Below are 23,755 nucleotides of genomic sequence, written 5' to 3' on the forward strand. Positions count from 1 at the left end.
CCAAAAAATTGCATTGGAAAGCGCTAAACATCATTGCTTTTTGCATTATTCTTCTTAGACAACTTTAAACAACTTCAGTATGAAAATGTCTGATTTGAATATCAGGCACTTATATGAATGAAATTAAATTAATTCCGGTTTACCGGACAACAATGTAAATAAATGATTAAAAAGCATCTCTTGTTCGAAAGTTATGTATTATTTCGAGATGTTTATAATAACAGGTAAATGGTCGCTGATTCCACCAATGTATCTTGGGCCCGCATAAGTCCTGTGTGGTTTAATGCCACTATTGGTCTCATCTTTTTCAAATAAGTATGGCAGGTCAGATATCTCATGTTTAAAGCTATATTGCTCATCGTCAAGCCAATGTTTTGATAAAAATATATGATCGATTAACGACCATTGACCCTGGTATTTATAAGAACCCTTAATTTGTTTAGAGCTGATATCTTTCGGGTTTAATTGCGAGTTTATGCCAGCTTCTGTTAACAGATATTTAATAGAAGGTGATGTAAGTTCGGCATTAAAATCTCCCATCACAACTAGTCTTGGATTGAATTCAGCTTTAGCTATCGAGTCAGTTGTTGTTGCAATTATATTCGATACTCGTTGTCTTTTCATTTCAGAAGCCATAATTCCACCTCTTTTGGATGGCCAGTGGTTAACTATCAAATGAATAGTGTCAGATGCGATAATTCCCTTTACATAGAGCGCATCTCTTGTGTAAAAGTTATCACTTGTGTCGGATAGAAAAATAGGAGAGGAGTGTAATAAATTAAATTCTTTGTTTTTATATAATAATGCAACATCAATGCCTCTTTTATCACTTGATTCGAAATGAATGTATTTGTATCCAAGGTTGTTTAAACCAGTGTTGTAGACTAGTTGTTTGAGTGTCCATTCATTCTCAACCTCACATAGCCCTATAATTGAAGGCGTCTGCCATTGATTTATTGCAAGTATGGTTTTACTCACTCCTCTGATTTTTTGGTAAAACCGGTTGCTTGCCCAGTGTTTGCTGCCTTCTGGCAGAAACTCCTCATCTGCTTTTAAACTATCATCTTTACAGTCGAATAGATTCTCAACATTGTAAAACATGATTGAGTATGCTTGCCTGGAGTTTGATTGGCAATTAGTATATGTGATTGTGCAAAATAGAAAAGCGAAGAATAGAAGTGATCTCATTATTCTTTTTCGTAGCGCTCGTATGTACCCAAATCCGGACCATCATCCTGCAGACGGTTAACACCAAGTATGTCTAAAGGATAAGGTTCTGCTAACTTAAATGCGCCTGCATCTTTCGCAATTGAAAGAGTGTCAAGTTGGTAGTTGTATTCACTAATATTCACAAAGGAAGGATTTTCTTTCAGAATGTTAATGAATTTGGTTTCATCTGAAATATCAAATTCGTCAGAAAGCTTAATGATCGCATTATTGAATAAGTAATTAGCATCAAGCTCAGGTGCTTCTTCATTGCTGTATTTTAGGTCAAAACCCAACTCAGAATAGTTGTTGCCATATATGATGCAATTATTAAAAGTAGCCTCTTTAAGCGGAACTATCTGCTCTTTGTCGTTTTTATCAACGTAATAGTTACTCAAAAACACTGTTGGATTGTTTCTGAAAGTCCAGTCAAAGTAATTAGCAAAAGTACAGTGAGAAAATTCATAGGTACCACCAACCGTTATGGCTGTTGAACTATTGCCACAATCGCCGAACAAACAGTTGGCTGCTTTTAAGTTAGAGGTTTGAGCTAACAATCCAAAAGTGCTAATGTGTTCTATTTTTGTATTGTTAATCGTAACGGGTTCACTATTTAATCCAACAGAATCGGCGAGAATTCCCATCATACCATTTTTGATGATACAATTGTTAAACGATGAAGAACCTGAACCTGGTAATAAATGTATGTAGCCCCATTGACCTGGTTTATCTTCGTACCATTCCTCCTGGCGGTGACCTGCAAATACAACAGGCTCTTCAGTTGTTCCGTTTACATGTAATGTACCTAAAACCAGTAAGCTGGCATCTTGGTAAAAGTATAGTTTTGCACCCGGATCAATGGTCACCGTTTCGGCAGAATCAATAACCAGGTAATCGTAAATTAGGTAAGGCTTTTCACTTGTTAGCGTTTGCGTTTTTAGCTCTTCTTTTTTCATCAGAACCACATCCTGACCGTAAGCAACTAGTTGAATTGTTTGAAGTGTTTTTTTTGTTCGGAAAAAAATGGAATCAGTAACCACAAAAGGTGTGTTGCTGCCAACCACCGGGTCAATCGTTACTTCCACAAAAATATAAAGACTGTCTTTTGCTCTTATTCGTATTTCTTCGGCTAAACTTTCTGTATTGCCGTCAATGTTAAGTCTAAAACCACTTTCTTCGCCACCTGCCAATTCAATGGATTCAATTGACATGTCCTCGTTATAGGGATTATAAACTCTGAAATTTTTTGTTGTAGAACCAATTGAAGTAAAGATGGTATCGAACATGATGGTATCGGAGGAAAAAGTTAATCCTTCTTCACCTCCTCGATACACAAACTCACGCTCACAAGCTATGAAGCATATTGTGCAGATTATTAGTAGTATGCAGCGGTTAATCCATTTCATTTCTTGTACACTAATCTTTTCTATCGGGCTAAATGTTGGCTGTTGATAGAGTTAAGGTTCTAGTATGCAAAGTAACAAAAGCTCAGCCAAAAAACAATACATATTTTCACAATTAAACAAATAATATTTACAAAAATTAACGTTCTACTAGTTATTCGCTTATAAACACTAACGTTGCGGGAGTGTATTTATTTTAATTGTTTACTTATTTGGATTCAATTTTATTAATTTGCTCTCAAAATTTTATCACATGCAAAATTCACCACCTCGCCCTTATACCTTCGACCGAGTCGTCAGAATGGTTATGACTGCGCTCGTTTTTGGAGCGATATTATATATAGTCAACCTACTGAAACACGTATTGGGTCCCTTTATTATAGCTGTTTTTATTGCTTATTTATTAGATCCTCTTGTTAATTTTGTTCAAAACAAAATGCGAGTGCGTCATCGTGGGCTTGCTGTAATTATTACAGTTATTGTTGTCGGCTCAGGACTCACAATGATTCTACTTTTTTTAGTGCCCACATTTATTCAAGAAATGAATCGGATGGTTCAACTGATTCGTATTTACATGCAAACAGTCGATGTAAGAGGAGTGCTTCCTTTTGAGATGGAACGAGGCTTAAAGGAAATAATCAGAGAAAGTGAGCTTATTACGCATTTAAATATTGATAATATTTACGAAGCTTTTAAAAAACTTTTGCCTGGATTTTGGAATTTATTTTCCGGGTCAATGCGTGTTGTTGCCGGGCTGGTTGGAGTTCTTGTAATAGTACTTTATACCATTTTTATTCTAATGGATTTTCAAAAGATGGGTAAGCTTTGGTTGGGCATTATTCCTTCTCAATACCGCGAAGTATCTTCAGAGGTCTTAGATGATCTTGGTCATTCGATGGATTTGTATTTTCGTTCACAAGGCCTAATAGCGTTAATTGTGGGTGTTCTGTTGGCTATAGGTTTTAAGATTATTGGTTTGCCAATGGCCATATTAATTGGCTTATTCATTGGAGCCTTAAACATTGTTCCTTATTTGCAGATTGCTGGTATTTTACCGGCCATGATGTTGGCATTGCTTAAAGCCATGGAGTCCCAACAGAGTTTTTGGCATGTTGCTCTTTTGGTTCTTTTGGTTCTGACTGTTGTTCAACTTATACAGGAAACGATATTAGTGCCACGTATTATGGGTAAGGCATATGGAATGAATCCGGCCATTGTATTATTGTCTTTATCTATCTGGGGAAGTTTGATGGGCTTAATAGGTATGCTATTGGCTTTACCGCTTACATCTGTTATTTCATCCTATTATAAGCGTTTTGTATTGCATGAAAATGTAGATGCAGAAGAGAATTCGGATATCGAAACTTGATTTTTTAAAATAGATAACTCGAAACGATACGTAAGATAATGAAAGATAAAAATATTATTTGGCAACAAAAAAATAGGATAACAATTAGGAAATAGTATTTTTGTTGTGAGTAATTTAAACATCTAGTAATGGCAAAAGATATAGAAAAAGTAGTAGCTCAATTTCAAATTCAAGGAACATTTAAAGATGCTGATATTTTTGGAGATGGGTTAATTAACACTACTTATAAAGTTAAAACGATTCAAGATAATCAACCGAATTATCTACTTCAGATTATTAACCACCATATTTTTAAAAACGTTGCAGAACTAACTAGAAATATTCAGCGGGTTACTGACCATATTCGCACTAAACTTGAGCAAGTAGAGGATGCAGATGTTAAACGTCAGGTTTTAACACCTGTTGATACAAAAGACAATTTAGGTTATTACAAAGACGAAGAGGGTAACTACTGGAGAATGTTTCTTTTTATCGAAAATGCACGTTCGTATAATCAGCTATCAAACGCGAAGCAGGCATATGTGGGAGGTAAGGCTTTTGGCCAATTTCAAAGTCGTTTAGCCGATTTGCCTGGAGAGCCATTGTATCCTGTTTTACCTGATTTTCATAATACCGAAATGCGGATATTAAACTTTGTTAAACGCGTTAAGCTAGATCCAGTTGGTCGACGTAAAGAAGTTCAGGAAGAAGTTGATTATTTAATGCAACGATCTGAAGAGTATAAAAAAGTTGTTAAGATGGGACGTGATGGTTTATTGCCGGAGCGTATTGTTCATCAGGATACCAAGTTTAATAACGTTTTACTTGATGAAAATGACGATATTCTTTGTGTAATTGATTTGGATACAGTGATGCCCGGTTATGTGTGTTATGATATTGGTGATGCCATAAGAAATGGTGCAAACACTGGATTAGAAGATGATAGGAACTTGGATAATGTGAGTATGAACATTGATTTGTTTGAAGGCTTTATCAAAGGTTTTCTGTCAGAAACAAAAGATATGCTGACGGATGAAGAAATAAATTCCTTAGCGTTTGGGGCGAAATTATTGACCTACGAGCAAGCTGTTCGGTTTTTAGATGATTATATCGATGGTGATAATTATTATAAAACGAATGCCCCTGATCATAATTTAGTTCGTACTCGTGCTCAAATAAAGTTACTAAAAAGTATGGAAGAACAATTTGAGCAAATGGAAGCGATTGTGAAAAGGTACGCTTCATAAATTGAGAGGATAGCTTATTAAAATAACAAAGCCGGATGAAATATAATCATCCGGCTTTTGTATGTTAATATGTGATAGTTTTTATAAGTTGATGTTTACACCAACCAAGTATAAACCACCCATTTCATCGGCAAAGCCAAATTGGCGTTTGTTTGAATTAAACAAGTTGCGAGCATTAACAAAAACTGAGCTGTTTTTGTAGACTTTATACGAGACCTTGGCATTTACAGTTGTATTTGCTTCAAGTTCGGCTACGCCTGAGCCAGTATATCCAGGTATGCTATACTCTTTTGAAATATAATGATATTGAGAGTATGCGTAGTCATGCGTATAGGTTTGCTTTGAATAATAGTTTAATCCAACAAATACATTCAACTTTTCTACGGGACGATAATTGGCCGTCATACCTCCATAAAAACTTGGTGTTTGCTTATGGGTTTGGTCAACAAGTTCATATGTAGGATCCATAAATACTAAATTGCCCGGATCAATTAACATTGGTGTTTCCTTGATGGCCAAATCTTCCAGCGCAGTTTTTTGTACGGTACCAAATGCCTTAAACTGTAGTTTTGTTGAAGGAGCATAAAATACTGATGCCGTAAGTCCTGTTTGTTTTGCGATTACAGGTGCATTCTGATAGTTGAAAGCTAAATGTAAATAAGGAAGAGGATTTTCGGTATGGGTCGGAGAACCTAAAATGGTTGGCTCAAATGTTGAAAAATTTTCAGTTACCGAATAAAATGCTTCTAAATCAACTTGTAATTGTTTCGTCAACTGTCCACGATAACCTAACTCAATCACATTACTAGTTGATAATTCCATGTGGTCGTTACCCAAATATTGGATGAATTGACCATTTGCCGGACTGCCTTCTTCGTAGTTAGTGTAGAAATCAACAATAACAGGACCTCTGTTTGCTTTAGAATATGATGCTCTGAACAAGTTGTTGTCATTTGGCTTGTATGTTCCAATCAGCTGATAGGTAAAGTAGTTATCTTCAGGCTTGTTATAGTGATCCATGCGTAATGCTGCAATCAATCTAAGTTTCTCACTTGCTTGATAATCGCCACGTAGGTAATAAGCAAAATTAGAAAGAATAGCCTCACCATTTATATAACCATTTTTGCTGTCAGCATTTGGTAAATAGTCAGAATCATCATATGCAATGCGTTGATAGCTTAATCCAGGTCGAACTGTTAAATCACCCAGAGTCCAGTCATATTCAAGTATGGCGTCTATATTATTATAATCATACTTTGATGTTGTACCACTACCTACATATATATCCTGAGTTCCAAAGTTTCCTGAAAATTGCAAACTTAATCCGTGAATATTACTTTGTGAATTAAAATAGAAAGATTCCGACTCACGGGTAGTTAATGGCGTTCTTGAACCTTCCATAAAAACTGTTTGCGCCGAAGAGTTTTGTATACCAGCTGAAGCACTAAAGTCAACTTTTTTCGAAGCCTGATAATGTAACCAAGCATTCACACCATACTTGTCTTTCGCTAATTCAGGGTTTTTGTATGTTGGATGATTTGGTTGCAATGGTTTATTACCTCCGGGATTAGTTGGGTCTGAACTCATATAGTCTATAAGATTTGTATACGGTCCATAGGTGCCATCTACCCAGTTGTAGTAGTCAGTCGTAAAGCGTTCGCGCTTTTCATAGTTTGCGCTAATTCTGGTTTTTAATTTATTTTCAGAAAATGAATTGTTGATTGCGAAATCACCAATTGTTGTGGCAGCACTACCTACCATTAGGTTTCCGTCTACAGAGATGCTTTTGTCCTGGGCTTTTTTTGTGATAATGTTGACTACGCCATTCACTGCATTAGGACCATACAGAGCTGTTGATGCTCCACGTATAACCTCAATTCGTTCTACATCCGTTAGACTTACTGGTAGTGTTTCCCAAAAAGTACCACCATTCATGTTATTAAATACCTTACGACCATCCACCATTATTAGTGACATGGAGTTTTCAGTAAAGAATGCAAAATTCCCGGAAGGAATGTTGTCGTTTCCACGAATGTGAATGTCATAATTGCCATTCGACTCTTCTCGTACAATAAAACCTGGCACTAATCTGAATGCTTCTTCAATAGTTGTAGCGCCTGAGTTAATGATTTCATCTTTAGTAATGATAGATGAAGATAGAGGCGCATCAAAACTGCTTTCAGCTTTTTTAGATACAGCCACAATTTCCATGTTCATCAAGTCTTCTAACGACATATTAAAGTAATCAATGGTATCCCCTTCCATTGATTGTGCACTTAGGTTTGAAACACTAAGTAACGTTGCTATGAGCATAGCAATCCCAAATCGACAATTCATAAATATGAGTTTGATTGTTTAAATATTACCCTAACCTAAATGTACTAGATTAAAGTATCCCTATAATTAATTTGTTATTGACAGGTTGAACTAACCTTAAAAAAAGTATGTAACTAAATTTTTTCCCACATATCTCTTACAGCTTTTTAGCTGTAAAAATCTCTTTCGCATATCCTATTTGTATTTTTTTCAACTTTCCCTATTTGATACTCTGGGTTTAGAATCAGCTACATCTACGGTGTTAATATTAAAATGTTACACAAAGGGTATTAAAAAGATGGCTTAGTCTTAAAATGTTATTGCGTTATGTATCAGCTTTGAACCTTCAATTAAAATCGTCAAATGTTGAATGTTTCTTAATTAACATTAGCAAATTCATTTGCATGATTATGAAAAAGGGCAGATTGATGCGAATTACGTACTTTTGTTATTCTAAAATATACACATGTCACAGGTTCTAATACTTACACCACCATTTACGCAGCTTAATACCCCTTATCCGGCTACGGCTTATCTTAAGGGATATTTAAATACGCTAGGAATTAAGTCTGCTCAAGCTGATTTAGGTATTAATGTTATTAATAAATTGTTTACCAAGAGTGGCCTAAGTAGGTTGTTTGATAATGTTACTGAGGAGAATGTTGTAGGCGATAATGCTAAACGCATTTGGTTATTGAAAGTCGAATACATTGCTCAGGTGGATAGGGTAATGAACTATTTGAAAGAACCAACAGTTGATGAAGCTCAATTGATTGTTAATAGCAATGTGCTTCCGGAATCAGGCCGCTTCAGTCATCTAAATGATGAAATTGAAGCTTTTGGAACAATGGGATTACTGGATAGAGCTAAGCATTACAGCACTTTATTTCTTGAGGACTTATCAGATTTTATCATTGAAGTTGTTGATGCTAATTTCGGTTTTAGCCGTTATGCTGAACGTTTAGGACGTTCAGCAGCATCATTTGACGAAATTTACTCTAAGCTAAATAAGCCCCTTACGCTAGTTGAGCAACTATTGATTGAAGAATTGAGTGGTTTAATGCTTAGATTCAATCCTGAGTTAGTTCTGCTTTCTGTGCCATTTCCAGGTAATTTGTTTAGTGCTTTTCGTATTGGGCAGTGGCTCAAAGCAAATTATTCAGATGTGAAAATTTCGATGGGTGGCGGGTTTGTTAATACTGAATTACGAGACTTGAGCGATGCCAGAGTCTTTGAATTTTGTGATTTTATTACACTCGACGATGGTGAAATGCCGATAAGGTGTTTGTGGGAATATCTAAAAGGGCAAAGAGAAGTATCTCAATTAAAAAGAACATTTCTCTGTCAAAAAGAGGAAGTGTATTATCTAGATGGAGCTGAAGAGCTTGATGTTCATATTAATCAGATTGGTACACCGGACTATAGTGATGTTGAATGGGGTAAGTATATTTCGGTACTTGAGGTTGCCAATCCAATGTTTCGCTTATGGTCCGATGGACAATGGCTAAAACTCACATTGGCACATGGCTGTTATTGGGGCAAATGTGCCTTTTGTGATGGTTCGCTTGATTATATTGGTCGTTACCAACCTTGCAAAGTCGATATTATTACCGATCGAATGGAGGCTTTGATGAAGCAAACAGGCAAAAGGGGTTTTCACTTTGTTGATGAAGCAGCTCCGCCGGCATTATTGAAAGACCTAGCTCTAGAAATATTGAGGCGAAAACTTAACGTTGTGTGGTGGACCAATATTCGTTTTGAGAAGAACTTCACTGCCGATTTATGTCTCTTATTAAAACAGAGTGGTTGTATTGCTGTTGCTGGTGGGCTAGAGGTGGCTTCAGCGCGTGTTTTAAAAATGATTAACAAAGGGGTGAGTATTGAGCAGGTAACAAACGTAACTTCCAATCTAAGCCAGGCCGGCATTATGATTCATGCTTATCTAATGTATGGCTTTCCAACACAAACAGCTCAAGAAACAATTGATTCGCTCGAAGTTGTGAGACAGCTTTTTGAGTTGGGTGTTGTCAATTCCGGTTTCTGGCATCAATTTGCTCTTACAGCGCATAGCCCAGTTGGACGCAATGCTCATAAGTACAATGTAGAGATCACAAAAGGTTTGGGAGGTACTTTTGCAATTAATGATTTGGAGTTTGTTGACAAGCAAGGAACCACCCATGCTCAATATAGTGAAGGACTTAAAAAAGCACTATATAATTACATGCATGGTGTTGGCTTTGATTTTCCACTTTCAGATTGGTTCGAATTTAAAGTTCCACGAACGACTTTGCCTCCAGGTTTACTAGAAGGCTATTTAAATAATCGAGTTGTTGTTAAAGATGATAGTCGTGTGTTGTGGTTAGGTCATGGAGTTTCTACTCATTTTTTCATGAAGAAAAAAGGTAAAAAACAAGTTGAAATGGCTGAATTAACACTAGTAAGTACAAAGTCACACCTTGTTATCACCACCAAAGTGCGATTAGGTAAGTGGTTGGTTAATACTTTAAAGCATGCATCATTCACCCAAAGAAAACTTGTGACTTTTAGAATGTTACAGGAAGACTATGAGGATAATAAACTGGGTGATTTTGATGTATTTATCGGTAGTTATACCTTTTCGAAATTAAAAGAATCGGGTTTAATTATTGTCTGATGACCCGTCAAAAGTGATTTTAGCTCTCATGGCAACTTTTTCCTGAGCAGAATTATAGCCTTCAAAAGTATGAGTGTTTCCATCTTTTTGTTGCGATAAGGCTATGGTTTCACCATGCATCGTTTCTTTAATATAATTAACCGAAAAGATTTTTGGGTAATTTTCTTGATGAAATTCCACTGGGTATAAATCCATTAACCAATCAACATATCGGGTTGATGTAACATGCTTATTTAAATCGATATCGAAATACGAAGGAGTAATGTGTTGTTGAATATTGTTATTGATGTTGCCTAATTTTTCTGGCGAATAGCTCAGTGCATCAACCCCTTTGAGTCTTGTGAATATTTCTATTTTTTCGGGGTTGAAATTGCTGGGACGTTTGCTATTATAATCAATAGCTAACCAGGCTGAACTTGCTTTCGCAATGATGTTGCTATTTTTATCACGTATTACAAACTCGCGAATATAAAAGATTCGTTCTACATTTTTTGGCCAGGTTTCCACTTCAATTTCCTCACTCCACAGTACTGGTCTGTTTATTTCTATCGTCATGCGATTTAACACCCAAAACAAGTTTTCTTCTTTTAAATCCTTAAGGCCAAATCCTAATTTTTCGGCTGATGATATGGCCGATTGTATTAGGTAATTAACCAAAGCACTTAGTTTAAGTCTTGAAAACATGTCGGTATCAGCCGAGGTAACCGTATATTTTTTTCTAAGTTTAAGTTGAGTGTTCATATCAAATAAAGTCAAGGTTAATGAGGCGCCAAATTTACGTAAATATTCACATTTTGATAATTTATGTATGAATATTGAGATTTCTGCAAACCTTTTCGGAACAATGGTTTTGACTAAAAGTGATTATTGAGAGTGAGTTAAGGTGCAGTAATTCAGGTTTATGTGTTTGTCTTGTCTATTGTGGTTATTTTAGATGCAGGCAACTGTGCTCTAGCTTTCTTAAATTTACACAAACTAAATATCGAAATTATGAGAAGCATATTTGCATTGCTTGTTTTAGTAGCCCTAGGAACTGTATCATGTGTAACTAAAGATGCTAAAACAGAAACAGTATCTACTGATGCTCCATTTACATGGGAAAACGCCAATATTTATTTTCTATTAACCGATCGTTTTAATAATGGTAACTCTAATAACGATGTAAACTTTAACCGAACAAAAGAAACGGGCGAGTTAAGAGGTTTTATGGGAGGTGATATAAAAGGAATTACCAATAAAATTAAGGAAGGCTATTTTACTGATTTGGGTATAAATGCCATATGGTTTAGTCCTGTTGTTGAGCAAATACATGGTTCGGTCGATGAAGGAACAGGCAATACATATGGGTTTCATGGCTATTGGGCTAAGGACTGGACAGCTTTGGAGCCAAATTTTGGAAACGAGGAAGACTTAGCAGAATTGGTTCAAACGGCACATGAACATGGCATTCGTATTGTTTTAGATGTGGTAATAAACCACACAGGACCAGTTACCGCGCAAGACCCGGTGTGGGGTGATGATTGGGTTCGTACAAAGCCACAATGTCGTTACGAAGATTACGAATCGACTGTGACATGTACTTTAGTCGAAAATTTACCAGATATTAAAACAGAAAGCGTGAAAGAAGTAGAATTGCCAAAAGCTCTGACTGAAAAATGGGCCGATGAAGGCCGACTGGAAAAAGAGATGGATGAATTGGATTCTTTTTTTAGTGCAACAGGTTATCCACGTACACCACGTTATTATATCATTAAATGGCTTACAGACTATATTCGAAAGTACGGCATTGATGCTTTCCGACTAGATACGGTTAAACATACCGAAGAAGATGTATGGGCCGACCTATGGAAAGAGGCCGTGAAAGCCTTTGCTGATTGGAAAGCTGCGAATCCTGATTTAGTAATTGATAACAATGAGTTTTATGCCTTCGGCGAAGTGTATAATTATGGTGTTTCAGGTGGCCGATGGTTTGATTTTGGTGATAGAAAGGTGGATTATTTCGCACACGGCATGCAAGGACTTATCAACTTTGAGTTTAAATACGATGCCACCAAGTCATATGAAGAACTATTTGCGAAATATAGCGAGGCTATTAATGGCCCTTTAAAAGGGCAAATCATTATTAATTATGCAACTTCTCACGACGATGGCGGTCCTTTTGATAAGCAACGTCTTAAAACCATTGAAGCTGGTACGAAATTATTATTGTGTCCTGGTTCGTCACAAGTTTATTATGGAGATGAAACAGGTCGTAGCCTTGAAATCGAAGGTACCGTAGGAGATGCTACCTTACGTTCATTTATGAATTGGGATGAACTGGCTAATAATGTAGATGTCAATGGTGTTTCGGTTAAAGAGATTCATAAACACTGGCAAAAACTGGGTAAATTCAGAGCTGCTCACCCTGCAGTTGGTGCAGGTGTTCATCAACAGATAAGTGCTGAGCCATATTATTTCAAACGTGAGTATATTCAGGAGGATATCAAAGATAAAGTAATTGTAGGCCTTGATTTAGAGGTTGGCCATAAAGAGATATCAGTAATAGGTGTATTTGATAACGGCGATGTTCTTAAAGATTACTACTCAGGAAAAACCGTTACTGTTAAAGGTGGTAAGGTGTCTGTTGACACTGAGTTTGATATTCTATTATTAGGATTCTAATTATATGCCCCCATAGGTCAAATGAAAAAAGGGTGATTTCTTTAACTTGAAATCACCCTTTCTGTATTTTTATTGCCTGTTATTCTTTATCTTCTTTCTTCTCTATTTTTGAGATGTCGCCATTGTAACTAATGTGACTGCGGTTGTTACTTATCACATTAACAGATGCATTGCCATTATATGAAAAATCCATACTGATTCTAAACGTATCATTTTCACCTCTGGCTTCAAAACTGTATGAGATTCTCATCTTCTTTTCGTTAATCTCGATTTTTTCATTTAACAACTCTGTTTTGTCAAATTTGATACCTCCATCACCACCGTATGGAACTGTATAACCACGACCAAAAAATGGCATGTCACCTTCAGTTTCAGAACCCATTATTTTGATGAAACCATAATTTGTTGTTAAATCAATCGAACGTCCTCCTTGTGGAAAAGCTCTGTCAGGTACAAAAATAAAGTCTTTTGAATCAATTAGTTTTTTCGTTTCGGCAAACTGCTCTAATTTTTTTTCTTTTTTGCTTTTCTTTTTGTCCTTTTTTTGTCCAACTGCATTCTCCATTGGTAAAACCAATAATGCCGACAAAACTATCATACCAAAAATCGCTTTCATATTTTCTTTCATTTAAGGTTAACTTATTATTGTAATTTGACTATTTGATACGGTCTATAGTCATTTTAAATATCTATATCTTTAGTTCGCACAATAATGTTAAAAGTTATATTTTTGTAATGAGTTTATTTGCAAACAAATAGTATGCCACAGATACATAAAGTTAACAAGTCAATTAAGTGTTTTGTTTGTGAAAAAGCGATTCAAGATAATGAAGTTAAGTATCATACAAAAGTAAACATGCCTGTTTGTGAAAAATGTAATGGCTCTGAAAAAGAGAAGTTAAAGGCTGCCCAACTACTTGATGGATTAGCCGAAGGTTTTGTGTGCGGATGTATTTAAACCTATACCTATGATTAACATTAATAAATTACTTATCATTAGTTTGGCTGCCTTTCTGCAGGTGGCGGCTTATTCACAAGAATCAGATGAACAAGAAAAGGTACCGTTTAAAGATAAGCTTTTTACCGGCGGTAGTGTTGGATTAACATTTGGTGATTACACCAATATAATGATTAGCCCGGTTGTTGGAGCTCGACTTAACCCCAAGGTGTATGCAGGCTTAGGGATTGAATATCAGTATACCAAAGATAAGAATTGGGAACCTTCACGTACCTATAACCAATATGGTGGTCGAGTATTTGCCCAATACAACCTTATTCCTACACTATTTGCTCATGGTGAGGTGGCCGGCTATAGCATGGAACGATATACTTTAACTGGTAAAGAACGAAGTTTTGTACCGTTCATATATATTGGCGGAGGATACCGTCAAATGCTCTCCAAAAGAAGCTTTGTTACATTCAGGGTGTTATTTGATGTACTTCAACACAGTAATTCACCTTATAAAGCTTGGGATCCTATTTTCAGTGTTGGCTTTGGTGTCGGTATATAATTTATAAGTAACCTTTCAGTTTGTAAACCAGTATTCCCATCCATTCCTTTATAAGAAGTGGCCAGCTTTGAAGCGTATGTAACGACGGTAATAAATAATCTTTCGGTTTGAGAGCTTGATGATTTGTAAAAGCATGTGCAGCAAGTGGGTGCACCTTAAAGTTTTGCTTTTCGAAACAGGCCTGTGCGCGTCGCATATGAAAGGCAGAGCTTACTAAGGTGATTTCTTTACCAATGTCTAAACTATCAAATAAGGTAGCCGTATTTAGGGCATTTTCAAATGTATTTCGCGATGTTGTTTCAAAATGGATTTTATGGCTTTCGATGCCGATGTTAGTTAGATATCCATACAAATATTTGGCTTCCGGACGTTCACTAAAGTATATTTCAGCAGAACCACCACTTATAATTAAGGGTCGCACAGGGTTTGCTTTATGTAACAATAAGCCCTGCATGAGACGATCAGTTGCTTCATTAAAATGGATGCGTTCTGTATGATTGTCGTAACTCGATAATCCTCCTAAAATAATAATAGGGTAATCAATGCTTTCATCTTTAGTTAATGGTTCAACTGGATATTCCCATCGTTTTACGACCATCTGGTAGATGAAAGTATTAGAGAAAATGATAAATATGAAAATACATCCGATAAAGGCTGTTCGCTTTTTTCGTTTGTTTTTACTGATGAGTCCAAATGATAATAATAGTAAGCACCAATTAAATGGAACCAATAAAAAGCTAAGGATTTTAGATAGTAAGAAAAACATTTGTTTTAACTAAAATTTGGAAGTTACATCAGTCCTTTTAATTTTGTTGTAAAGAAAAACAAAGTTAGCAATCGAACAAAATCCTGTTTTATGCATTTTAACCAACTTCTTCGCGAGCGTTATTCCATTCGAGAGTATAAACCCCTAAAAGTTTCTAAAGCTTTAGTAATTGAGGTTCTTGAAGCCGGACGTATGGCGCCATCAGCGGCTAATAAACAGCCATGGAATTTCATTTTAGTATCTGATGAGAATAATTTGAAAACATTGAAATCGGCTTATGACAGAGAATGGTTTAAAAATGTGCCACAAATGATTGTCGTATGTGGCAACCATAATGAATCGTGGAAACGTTCAACAGACCAAAAAGATCATTGCGATGTGGATGCAGCCATTGCTATTGATCATATGACTTTGCGGGCCACTGAATTAGGCTTGGGCACTTGTTGGGTTTGTCATTTCGATCCGGCTATTGTCAGAGAATCATTGCAGTTGCCACAGCATATTGAACCGATAGCATTGCTACCCATCGGTTATCCTGTAGATAATGGTAACCCGGCAAAGGTACGAAAGGCTTTTTCAGAGGTTGCTTTTGAGGAAGTGTTTGGTTCGCCATTAAAGAAATAGTGAATCATTAATCAGGGGCACAATGCAATCCCCAAGGGGCGCAATGATATCCCCAAGGGGCATTGAGTTGGTAGAATAGGAATAATGTCATCCCCATGGGAATATGTCTTGTCCCTTGTTCTAAAATCATGGCGTAATCCAATAAAAAAGCCCGAAACAATTATTGAATCGGGCTTGTATATTATTATTGAGTACTTTTTATCTAAAGTTGATGCCAACACCAGCTGTAATCACTGAGTATTCGCCAACAGTATAATCGGCATGTAACGAGAATATAGCAAAGCGCAAACGCATACCGGCATTAAAGTCAAAACCGCTTGTTTTGTAGTCTAAGGCAATTGGGTTATTGGTGTCCTCATAACCTGTGAAATCACCAATAATATCAAAATTACTGGTTGTTGTGCCATAACCAAGTCCTGTATAGAAAGAAACAACGGGCACATTAATTCCAACCAGTAAGCGAGAAGTAAATGCGCCAGCACTTGTTTCAAGGTTTCCGGTTCCAGTTCCTATACCTTCTAGTGATCCTGTGTTACTAACACCCAATTTAGCTCCAAAGTCGGTGTAGGCCGCTAATACTGATGCCTGAAGAAAAGGAACTCTTTTAACAAATGGAATATAATCTTTGATGGAATGCTTTAATCCGATACCCCAAAGGCTAGCTTCTCCGTAATCGCCATAGCCCATTGTCGGCATAAAACGACCCATAATTTCGGTATGGAAAGGTAAACCAACGGCTGCTTGTATCATTGGACTAACGAAATAATCTGCTCCAGCTCCTTTCATGTCAATGATATTTGTTTTGCTTGGGTCATCTTTCATGTAAAAACCCATGCTTGAAGATTTGCTGCCAGCCATTGTTGGTGCCATACCTGTATTTTCAGGAGCAACAGCTTTCAAATCAAGGCTTGAAGGGTCAAAACTTTTTTTACTGTTAGGTGCGGTGGTGTAACTCGTCGAAAAAGTAATGTCGAAGCCACCAATTTTATGCACTTTAGCGGTGTTGTACCAGCCACTGTTGAGGTTAACGCCCAGCATCTCACCATACGGTAAAAGGTAAGCTTGTGATAAAGTATTGGCATCTGCCTGTCCGGCTTTTAGAAAGTCAATTATCTGGCCCTGGCCAAAAACCTGTGATGTTGTTGCTATTAAAGCAACGCATAGTAATAATCGAATTTTTTTCATTATGTGTATGTATAGGTATTTGTAATTTTATGATTCGCCGTTTAGCAAAGTTACTGCTTCTTTAACTGAGATACGCTGATTTTTGTTGTATGCCACAATAAAACCTTTGATACCTTCAGCTTTCATATTGGCTTTTGCTTTATCCAAATCCTGAAATTTGCCAACCGAATATTTGTACCAATCGTTTACATTCATTTCTATTACCTCATTATCTCCATTGTAAAGGGAGCTTAATTGTGCAGCTGTCGCTTGTTTTTTATCTGCTAAAATCTGAATGGTTAAGAATACATCCGGATTTACCGGTGTTGTTTCTTCAATAACTACAGGCTCTGTTATTGTTTCCTGAGGACTTTCTACAACAGGTGTATCTACAACAATAACAGAATCAGTTGGAGTTGCAATCGCAGCAGTTGCAATCGCAGCCGTTGATACAGTAGTAGTTGGAAAAGTAGCAGTTGATACTGGTGTTTCTGCTGGAGTTACCATTTCTGCTATGTCGCTTGTGGTAATCATAATAGAGTCAGAAGTTTCAGTAACAGGTTCTTCTATTACCAAAGGTTCTACAGTTGTTGAATCAAGTGCAATTGGTTCTTCTGCAATTAAAGCCGCTTCTGGTTCAATGATCTCGCTAAGACTGATCAAACTGGCAGTTTGCAACTCAATTGCTTTTTGTTGATTGCTTTGTGCTAACTCAAGTAATTCAATAACTTTTTCCGGAGAAGACATGTTCTCAGCCTTGTTGTATTGCTTGCGAGCCTTTTTCTCTAGTGCTTTGATGTCATCGCGTGTTTGTTTTGCTTCCGAGTTGCCCGATTTCTCAATATCTTTTAATCGGCCATCCAGTACATCAATGTATTTTTTATATCCATCCTGATAGTACAGTGCAGCTTTGGTTTTAACCTCTGCGATTTTCTTATTGTACTTATTGATTTTCCTGGTTTTAATTCTGCCATCAGCATTTTGAAGACTTTTTACTTCCTTTTCAAGTTCAACGGTTTCCTTAATATAGCTGTCTCCCTTTGTAATTAGCTTTTCGGCCGATTCAATTCGTTTTAATTCTTTTTCGTTGAGTATGCTTTTAAGCTCCTTTTCTGATGCGTGTAATGAAGGTGTGCATAAAAAGCTTAGCAATAATGTCAATGTTAGATAAAATGCTTTGTTCATCGTAATGTATTGAATATGTGTTGTTTTATTTTTTGCAATAAACGGCAAGGTTTTTTCTAATGCCTATTTAAGGATTTTTAACGAATATAATTGAAAAAGGTTTGTTGTTAAGAGGGGTATTTTCACCTTAATCGTGATTACTTTTGCGTTTTATACGCTTTGAAAAAATAAGATAATGACAAATAATATTTTACAACAGAAGTTTGATACGCCGTTTCAAACACCACCATTTGAGTTAATTAAAGAAGATAATTATCTGCCAGCGTTTAAGGAGCTCATCAATAGTTCGAAAGAGCAGATTAATAAAATTGTAGAAAGCCCTGAAATACCTGATTTTTATAATACGATTGTGGCGCTTGAAACCTCAGGAAGTCAATTGGGTATCGTTAGCCATATATTCTTTAATCTAAATCATGCCGAAACCAATGAGGAGATTCAGACAATAGCACGCGAAGTATCACCTTTATTAACAGAGTATTCAAATGATATTTGGCTAAATGATAAATTGTTTTCAAAGGTAAAGCAGGTGTATGAACACCAGAATAAAAATGAATTAACGAGCGAACAAGTACAACTGCTCGAAGAGTCATACAAAGGTTTTGTTAGAAAGGGTGCTTTGCTCGAAGGGGATAGTCGCGAGCATTATCGTGAGATTACTACTGAGCTTTCTAAACTAACGCTTCAATTTGGAGAAAACCTGTTGAGCGAAACCAACGATTATCAACTACATCTAAGCAACAAGGAAGAATTAGATGGCTTACCTGATGGTATACTTGAAGCAGCGGCAGCTTTGGCTAAAAGTCAGGATAAAGAAGGATGGATCTTCACTCTTCAGTTTCCAAGCTATGTGCCTTTTATGAAATATGCTGAAAACCGGGAGTTGCGTCGGCAAATGTACATGGCTTATTCAAAAAGGGGGAACAATGATAATGAGCACGATAATAAGGAGTTAATTAAGAAAATAGTCTCGCTACGTGTACAGAAAGCTAAACTTCTGGGCTATGCAAGTCATGCACATTTTGTTTTGGAGGAACACATGGCACTAAACCCCGAAAAGGTCAATGGCTTTTTAAGCGAATTGCTGGACGCTTCATTGGAAGTGGCAAAGTCGGATGTGAAAGAAGTTGAATTATTTGCGAACGACAATGGTTTAGAAGGTGATTTGCAACGATGGGATTATCCATATTACAGTGAGAAGCTCAAAGCTGAGAAATATGGATTGGATGATGAAGCAACACGTCCATATTTCCAATTGAAAATGGTGGAGCAAGGGGTTCTTGGATTGGCCACGAAACTCTATGGTTTATCATTTAGAGAGAATAACAATATCTCGGTTTATCACGATGAAGTAAAAACCTATGAGGTGTTTGATGAGGATGGCACATTTTTAAGTGTATTCTATGTTGATTATCACCCAAGAACCACAAAGCAAGGTGGAGCCTGGATGACAAGCTTCAGGGAGCAGCATCGTGATGGGCAAGGGGATGTGCGACCACACGTTTCGATAGTATGTAATTTTACTCGCCCTACTGATAATAAACCATCATTACTGACCTTTAACGAAGTACAGACGTTTTTACATGAATTTGGACATGCCTTGCACGGAATGCTAAGTAATGTGATTTATGAAAGCTTGTCAGGTACCAATGTTTATCGTGATTTTGTTGAGTTGCCTTCACAAATTATGGAAAACTGGGGAACGCAAAAGGAATGGCTAAAGGATGTTGGTGTACATTACCAAACCGATGAAGTGATTCCTGATGAATTGATTCAGAAAATTATTGATTCAGAAAATTACCAAAGTGGTTATGCAACCGTTCGTCAGTTAAGTTTTGGTATGAATGATATGGCCTGGCACTCTTTAATCGAGCCCTTTGAAGGAGATGTTATTACGTTTGAGCAAGAATCAATGAAGGCAACAGAACTATTTCCTCCGGTAGAAGGCACCGCCTTTTCAACAGGCTTTGCTCATATTTTTGATGGCGGCTATGCGGCTGGCTACTATGGTTATAAATGGGCCGAAGTATTGGATGCCGATGCTTTTGAAGCTTTTAAGGAAAATGGAATATTTGATAAGGAAACAGCCACACGATTCCGAAATGAAATATTGGAAAAAGGAGGTACCGCTCATCCAATGACCCTTTATAAAAAATTTAGAGGCCATGAGCCTTCCATTGAGCCATTATTAAAGCGTAGTGGTTTAAAGAAATAAGAAGACAAAAGGGCTGATTAAAATTCAGTCCTTTTGTATATATAATTGTTAGTTTAATTCTTAAGCTTTTTCACTTGGTTGTAATAAACCTTCCAGTCGTTCTATTTGGCTTTGTTTGTTTACTTCCCTCAGGTTTCGTGCTGTTTCAGTATAGTATTGATGTTTGCGAATGAAATTAAGCTGTAATTGATTCCAGTCGTCGATGGTGCCAATCATATTACGCTCTTTCAATTCCTGAAAAAGAGTATTTGACACTGGAATAAAATCACTACGTCCAAGATAATCCAAATCTGAGTCGCAAATGACTTGTTCTAGTATATCTTTTGGTTCTGGAGGAAACTTGGTTGACATGATTAATCTACAAACAGTATCTATCTGATCTTTTGGGTAGTTGTAATTTGTTAAAATGTCCCGTGCAATCATAGCACCATGCATCTCGTGTTCGTGGTAATCAATGGTGTGCCCGCTATCGTGAAATAGTCCGGCCAGTTTAAGCAGTAATATCTCTTCTTCTTCCAATCCTTCAGCCCAACCAATTAACTCAACCTCTGTAACCACATCAATGGTGTGTTTAATGTTGTGATAATACAAGCTCTCAGGGAGTTTTTGCTCAAGTATATCCAACAATTCTTCCTGGATATCCATAAACTGTATAAGACTGTATTTGGTCGTAAACTTGCGATTCGGATAAATGCCTTCTTCTTTTTCAGAAAGATCAGGTAGGATACCATCGACCTTAAACATGTCAAGAAACCCTTTGTATTTCGCCGGCATTTTCCCATTTTCTTTTACCTGGAAAAACTCCTTGATGAGTTCATAGGTCATTACAGAGATGTTTATTTCACCATCTTTACAAGCCATACCCATACGTGAAGCAATGTTTACACTTTCACCGGTTAAGGTGTAAGGTGAACTCTTTTTACCAGTTAATTCACCCAAAACAGGACCTGTATGAATGCCAATATTTACTTTCCAGAACGGTTCGTTATCGCCATTAATAATACATTTGTTAACGGCGGCTTGCATTTCCATGGCAGTATTGACTACATCAATAGGGTTGGTGCGATTTTCTTCTAAAATACCTCCGGCAAATAAGAACGTGTCACCAATTGTTTTGACTTTAAGTACACCATATTTTTTGGCAATATCGTCAAACGTTAGATACAATTCATCGAGTGCATCTATTAGCTCCTGCGAGTGCGGGTGACCGTTAATTCGGTCAAAACCTTTTATAGTGGCATGAAGAACCGATACCATTTTAAAACGCTTTACACGTTTTTTTGATGGCATTTTCAAACGTTCTTCAATTTCTTCGTATGAATATTCAGAAAGTAAATTCAAATATTTTTCGTTTTGTTTTTGAATTATCTCATAGCGCCCCACAAGTCCTTGTAACTGGTCGTTTAACTCCTTGTTACGATTAGCTAGTTTTGTAATCCTTAAAATATAATCTTCAATGCTTTCCATGGTTTGGGTATTTAGATTGTGCATTAAAAATAATGCATTATCAGTACAATCAAAACTACTTATACTTACACCGAATTAACGTCAATGTATAAATAGTCTGTTAACAGTACGTTGCTAAGATTAAAAATGTTATTTTTATTTATAATTGTTCTAAAAACATGGATAAACGTTAAAAAAATGATTACGAAACAACTTCCCTTACTATTATTTGTATTTGTTTTCGGTACGCTTTCAGCTCAGGTTAGTATCAATTGGCAGACTGAAGCAATACTCGATGTGCCTGAATCAGTCAAATACTATGCCGAAGGTAATTATCTATTTGTATCGAACATTTCAGGTAAACCAGCCGAGAAAAACGGAAACGGATTTATCTCAAAATTATCGCTGAAAGGCGAGATAATGACGCTCAAATGGGTTGAGGGTTTAGATGCTCCCAAAGGAATGGCCATTAAGGATGGTATATTGTATGTGACGGATATTGATGATTTGGTTCTAATTGATATTGCAAAGGGAAAAATTATTAAGCGGTTTCATCAAGATAAAGCTAACTTTTTAAACGATGTAACCATTACTCATTTAGGAGATGTACTGGTATCTGATTCGGGTACTTCAACAGTATTTATTTTAAAAGATAATAATTTAGATGTGTGGTTGCAGAATGATGAGTTTGGCCGTGTGAATGGCTTATTTACTGAGAAAGATTACATTTTATTGGGCACTGCAACAAGTATTGTAAAGATTGATGTAGCCACTAAACAATATAGTGTCTTCCTTGAAACGGGTGGGCAACCAGATGGCTTATTGTCAGATGGAGAAGGAGGTTATTACTACTCTTTCTGGCAAGGTGAATTATTTCATTATACCCCAGGTCACGCTCCGGTACAGTTGCTTAATACTTCAGTGAAGGGAGTACAGACAGCCGATTTTGGGTTTAATCCTCATACCAAAGAAATATTAGTGCCTAATTTCTTTTCCAATCAAGTGGTATCTTATACGATGAATTAAGCCTTAAGTAGGTTTGCAACTTTTTCTATACGATTTTCAATCGGTTCAAAGGCGTCAACCCAATGGATTTTGGCGCCTTTACGTTCCATACCTCTAAACCAGGTCATTTGGCGCTTAGCAAACTGGTGAATGGATACATTAAGCTTGTCGAACATTTGTTGATAGGTGAGTTGGCCGGTTACATGCATGGTCAGGAATTTGTATTCCAATCCATAATAAATTAAATCTTCGGGAGAAACACCACTTTCTAATAGCTGTTTCACTTCGTCAATCATACCTTCATCAAATCGTTTTTTTAGTCGGTCGGTTATTTTTTTACGTCGTGCATCGCGGTCGATGTTAACGCCAATAATTAAAGGGTTAACCTCAGGCAACTCAACGACAATCTCTGGGTTTGTCTGATAGTATTCTTCTATTTCAATGGCACGAATGGCTCTTTTAACCGTGTCTGTATCTGTTTGGTTGTGGAGTGATTTATAGCTCGATAGAATGGATGTTAATTCATTCAAATCTTTTCCTTTCAGGCTGTCACGTAAATTCTTATTGACTGGTACGTTAATCAACTTATATTTCTTTAATACCGATTCGATGTACATGCCTGTTCCGCCGCACATAATTGGCCATCTGTTGTTGAACTGGACTTTTTCAAAAGCCTTAAAGAAGTCGGATTGATATTCAAATACATTATACTTGTAACCGGCTTCTACAATGTCGATTAAATGATGGGGAATAGTATAGCCATCTATGGTGTAATCCTCAATGTCTTTGCCTGTTCCCAAGTCCATACCTTTGTATAGCTGACGAGAGTCAGCACTGATGATTTCACCATCGAGATGTTTTGCCAAATGAGCTGCAAAAGTTGTTTTGCCCGATGCTGTTGGTCCTAATATTACTATAAGGTTGTATGGAGAATTGGGATGTTGCATGTGATTAAATTTTCTTCAAAGCTATAAAATAGTGAGTAGTTTATGGATAGGCTTACTTTGT

At 36.7% G+C, this 23,755-nt stretch carries 19 protein-coding genes; 9 read left to right on the top strand and 10 right to left on the bottom strand.

Annotated features, from left to right (window positions below; translation table 11 throughout):
* Positions 1–198: 198 nt before the first annotated feature.
* Positions 199–1,101, bottom strand: coding sequence for an endonuclease/exonuclease/phosphatase family protein (locus tag JIV24_RS17005; protein ID WP_200466270.1), 903 nt, complete (start codon positions 1,099–1,101; stop codon positions 199–201).
* Positions 1,102–1,187: 86 nt separating this feature from the next.
* Positions 1,188–2,612 (bottom strand): hypothetical protein, encoded by a 1,425-nt coding sequence (locus JIV24_RS17010; protein ID WP_200466271.1) that lies wholly within the window; start codon positions 2,610–2,612, stop codon positions 1,188–1,190.
* 250 nt (positions 2,613–2,862) lie between these two features.
* Between JIV24_RS17010 and JIV24_RS17015 the strand changes: the two genes are divergently transcribed.
* Both JIV24_RS17015 and JIV24_RS17020 read left to right on the top strand, forming a co-directional pair.
* Positions 2,863–3,978 (top strand): AI-2E family transporter, encoded by a 1,116-nt coding sequence (locus tag JIV24_RS17015; protein ID WP_200466272.1) that lies wholly within the window; start codon positions 2,863–2,865, stop codon positions 3,976–3,978.
* A 128-nt stretch (positions 3,979–4,106) separates the two neighbouring features.
* Positions 4,107–5,204 (top strand): phosphotransferase enzyme family protein, encoded by a 1,098-nt coding sequence (locus JIV24_RS17020; protein ID WP_200466273.1) that lies wholly within the window; start codon positions 4,107–4,109, stop codon positions 5,202–5,204.
* A gap of 81 nt (positions 5,205–5,285) precedes the next feature.
* Here the strand turns inward: JIV24_RS17020 and JIV24_RS17025 are convergent, their stop codons facing one another.
* On the bottom strand, positions 5,286–7,541 hold the full coding sequence (locus JIV24_RS17025) for a TonB-dependent receptor plug domain-containing protein (RefSeq protein WP_200466274.1): 2,256 nt from the start codon (positions 7,539–7,541) through the stop codon (positions 5,286–5,288).
* 445 nt (positions 7,542–7,986) lie between these two features.
* Between JIV24_RS17025 and JIV24_RS17030 the strand changes: the two genes are divergently transcribed.
* Positions 7,987–10,173, top strand: coding sequence for a B12-binding domain-containing radical SAM protein (locus JIV24_RS17030; RefSeq protein ID WP_200466275.1), 2,187 nt, complete (start codon positions 7,987–7,989; stop codon positions 10,171–10,173).
* On the opposite strand, the gene JIV24_RS17035 is transcribed toward JIV24_RS17030, so the two are convergent.
* Positions 10,159–10,914 carry an acyl-[acyl-carrier-protein] thioesterase gene (locus tag JIV24_RS17035; protein ID WP_200466276.1) on the bottom strand — a complete coding sequence of 252 codons (756 nt, stop codon included), beginning with the start codon at positions 10,912–10,914 and terminating at the stop codon, positions 10,159–10,161. The two genes, JIV24_RS17030 and JIV24_RS17035, sit on opposite strands and share 15 nt — an antisense overlap.
* Positions 10,915–11,163: 249 nt before the next feature.
* On the opposite strand from JIV24_RS17035, the gene JIV24_RS17040 reads away from it, so the two are divergent.
* Complete coding sequence (locus JIV24_RS17040; RefSeq protein ID WP_200466277.1) at positions 11,164–12,834, top strand: alpha-amylase family glycosyl hydrolase; 1,671 nt, start codon at positions 11,164–11,166, stop codon at positions 12,832–12,834.
* Between the two features lie 79 nt (positions 12,835–12,913).
* On the opposite strand, the gene JIV24_RS17045 is transcribed toward JIV24_RS17040, so the two are convergent.
* Complete coding sequence (locus JIV24_RS17045) at positions 12,914–13,450, bottom strand: DUF4251 domain-containing protein (protein WP_200466278.1); 537 nt, start codon at positions 13,448–13,450, stop codon at positions 12,914–12,916.
* A gap of 144 nt (positions 13,451–13,594) precedes the next feature.
* Here JIV24_RS17045 and JIV24_RS17050 point away from each other — a divergent pair, with 144 nt between their 5' ends.
* Complete coding sequence (locus tag JIV24_RS17050; RefSeq protein ID WP_200466279.1) at positions 13,595–13,792, top strand: hypothetical protein; 198 nt, start codon at positions 13,595–13,597, stop codon at positions 13,790–13,792.
* Between the two features lie 10 nt (positions 13,793–13,802).
* Positions 13,803–14,345: a hypothetical protein gene (locus JIV24_RS17055; protein WP_200466280.1), complete on the top strand. Its 543-nt coding sequence runs from the start codon at positions 13,803–13,805 to the stop codon at positions 14,343–14,345.
* Between the two features lies 1 nt (position 14,346).
* Here JIV24_RS17055 and JIV24_RS17060 read toward each other — a convergent pair whose 3' ends face one another.
* Positions 14,347–15,111: a YdcF family protein gene (locus JIV24_RS17060; RefSeq protein ID WP_200466281.1), complete on the bottom strand. Its 765-nt coding sequence runs from the start codon at positions 15,109–15,111 to the stop codon at positions 14,347–14,349.
* 90 nt (positions 15,112–15,201) lie between these two features.
* Here JIV24_RS17060 and JIV24_RS17065 point away from each other — a divergent pair, with 90 nt between their 5' ends.
* Positions 15,202–15,735 carry a nitroreductase family protein gene (locus JIV24_RS17065; RefSeq protein WP_200466282.1) on the top strand — a complete coding sequence of 178 codons (534 nt, stop codon included), beginning with the start codon at positions 15,202–15,204 and terminating at the stop codon, positions 15,733–15,735.
* A 198-nt stretch (positions 15,736–15,933) separates the two neighbouring features.
* Here JIV24_RS17065 and JIV24_RS17070 read toward each other — a convergent pair whose 3' ends face one another.
* Together JIV24_RS17070 and JIV24_RS17075 are read right to left on the bottom strand one after the other, a co-directional pair.
* Positions 15,934–16,920 (bottom strand): DUF6588 family protein, encoded by a 987-nt coding sequence (locus JIV24_RS17070; protein ID WP_200466283.1) that lies wholly within the window; start codon positions 16,918–16,920, stop codon positions 15,934–15,936.
* 27 nt (positions 16,921–16,947) lie between these two features.
* Positions 16,948–18,084: a hypothetical protein gene (locus JIV24_RS17075; RefSeq protein ID WP_200466284.1), complete on the bottom strand. Its 1,137-nt coding sequence runs from the start codon at positions 18,082–18,084 to the stop codon at positions 16,948–16,950.
* Positions 18,085–18,259: 175 nt separating this feature from the next.
* Between JIV24_RS17075 and JIV24_RS17080 the strand changes: the two genes are divergently transcribed.
* The gene (locus JIV24_RS17080; RefSeq protein WP_200466285.1) at positions 18,260–20,296 is read left to right on the top strand and encodes a M3 family metallopeptidase; all 2,037 of its coding nucleotides are present in this window, start codon (positions 18,260–18,262) and stop codon (positions 20,294–20,296) included.
* Between the two features lie 60 nt (positions 20,297–20,356).
* On the opposite strand, the gene JIV24_RS17085 is transcribed toward JIV24_RS17080, so the two are convergent.
* Complete coding sequence (locus tag JIV24_RS17085) at positions 20,357–21,763, bottom strand: adenylate/guanylate cyclase domain-containing protein (protein ID WP_200466286.1); 1,407 nt, start codon at positions 21,761–21,763, stop codon at positions 20,357–20,359.
* A 177-nt stretch (positions 21,764–21,940) separates the two neighbouring features.
* On the opposite strand from JIV24_RS17085, the gene JIV24_RS17090 reads away from it, so the two are divergent.
* Positions 21,941–22,768, top strand: a complete 828-nt coding sequence (locus JIV24_RS17090) for an SMP-30/gluconolactonase/LRE family protein (RefSeq protein ID WP_200466287.1) — start codon at positions 21,941–21,943, stop codon at positions 22,766–22,768.
* Here the strand turns inward: JIV24_RS17090 and miaA are convergent.
* A complete protein-coding gene (gene miaA / locus JIV24_RS17095; protein ID WP_200466288.1) occupies positions 22,765–23,694 on the bottom strand; it encodes a tRNA (adenosine(37)-N6)-dimethylallyltransferase MiaA in 930 nt (309 codons plus the stop codon). The genes JIV24_RS17090 and miaA overlap by 4 nt on opposite strands.
* Positions 23,695–23,755: the final 61 nt, after the last annotated feature.

This window comes from Carboxylicivirga marina (assembly GCF_016612505.1).
Classification (GTDB): Bacteria; Bacteroidota; Bacteroidia; order Bacteroidales; family Marinilabiliaceae; genus Carboxylicivirga; species Carboxylicivirga marina.

Excerpts from the sequence above, each read along its gene's own strand:
- JIV24_RS17005 (WP_200466270.1), bottom strand. The coding sequence starts at position 1,101 with ATGTTTTACAATGTTGAGAATCTATTCGACTGTAAAGATGATAGTTTA.
- JIV24_RS17010 (WP_200466271.1), bottom strand. The coding sequence starts at position 2,612 with ATGAAATGGATTAACCGCTGCATACTACTAATAATCTGCACAATATGC.
- JIV24_RS17015 (WP_200466272.1), top strand. The coding sequence starts at position 2,863 with ATGCAAAATTCACCACCTCGCCCTTATACCTTCGACCGAGTCGTCAGA.
- JIV24_RS17020 (WP_200466273.1), top strand. The coding sequence starts at position 4,107 with ATGGCAAAAGATATAGAAAAAGTAGTAGCTCAATTTCAAATTCAAGGA.
- JIV24_RS17025 (WP_200466274.1), bottom strand. The coding sequence starts at position 7,541 with ATGAATTGTCGATTTGGGATTGCTATGCTCATAGCAACGTTACTTAGT.
- JIV24_RS17030 (WP_200466275.1), top strand. The coding sequence starts at position 7,987 with ATGTCACAGGTTCTAATACTTACACCACCATTTACGCAGCTTAATACC.
- JIV24_RS17035 (WP_200466276.1), bottom strand. The coding sequence starts at position 10,914 with ATGAACACTCAACTTAAACTTAGAAAAAAATATACGGTTACCTCGGCT.
- JIV24_RS17040 (WP_200466277.1), top strand. The coding sequence starts at position 11,164 with ATGAGAAGCATATTTGCATTGCTTGTTTTAGTAGCCCTAGGAACTGTA.
- JIV24_RS17045 (WP_200466278.1), bottom strand. The coding sequence starts at position 13,450 with ATGAAAGCGATTTTTGGTATGATAGTTTTGTCGGCATTATTGGTTTTA.
- JIV24_RS17050 (WP_200466279.1), top strand. The coding sequence starts at position 13,595 with ATGCCACAGATACATAAAGTTAACAAGTCAATTAAGTGTTTTGTTTGT.
- JIV24_RS17055 (WP_200466280.1), top strand. The coding sequence starts at position 13,803 with ATGATTAACATTAATAAATTACTTATCATTAGTTTGGCTGCCTTTCTG.
- JIV24_RS17060 (WP_200466281.1), bottom strand. The coding sequence starts at position 15,111 with ATGTTTTTCTTACTATCTAAAATCCTTAGCTTTTTATTGGTTCCATTT.
- JIV24_RS17065 (WP_200466282.1), top strand. The coding sequence starts at position 15,202 with ATGCATTTTAACCAACTTCTTCGCGAGCGTTATTCCATTCGAGAGTAT.
- JIV24_RS17070 (WP_200466283.1), bottom strand. The coding sequence starts at position 16,920 with ATGAAAAAAATTCGATTATTACTATGCGTTGCTTTAATAGCAACAACA.
- JIV24_RS17075 (WP_200466284.1), bottom strand. The coding sequence starts at position 18,084 with ATGAACAAAGCATTTTATCTAACATTGACATTATTGCTAAGCTTTTTA.
- JIV24_RS17080 (WP_200466285.1), top strand. The coding sequence starts at position 18,260 with ATGACAAATAATATTTTACAACAGAAGTTTGATACGCCGTTTCAAACA.
- JIV24_RS17085 (WP_200466286.1), bottom strand. The coding sequence starts at position 21,763 with ATGGAAAGCATTGAAGATTATATTTTAAGGATTACAAAACTAGCTAAT.
- JIV24_RS17090 (WP_200466287.1), top strand. The coding sequence starts at position 21,941 with ATGATTACGAAACAACTTCCCTTACTATTATTTGTATTTGTTTTCGGT.
- miaA (WP_200466288.1), bottom strand. The coding sequence starts at position 23,694 with ATGCAACATCCCAATTCTCCATACAACCTTATAGTAATATTAGGACCA.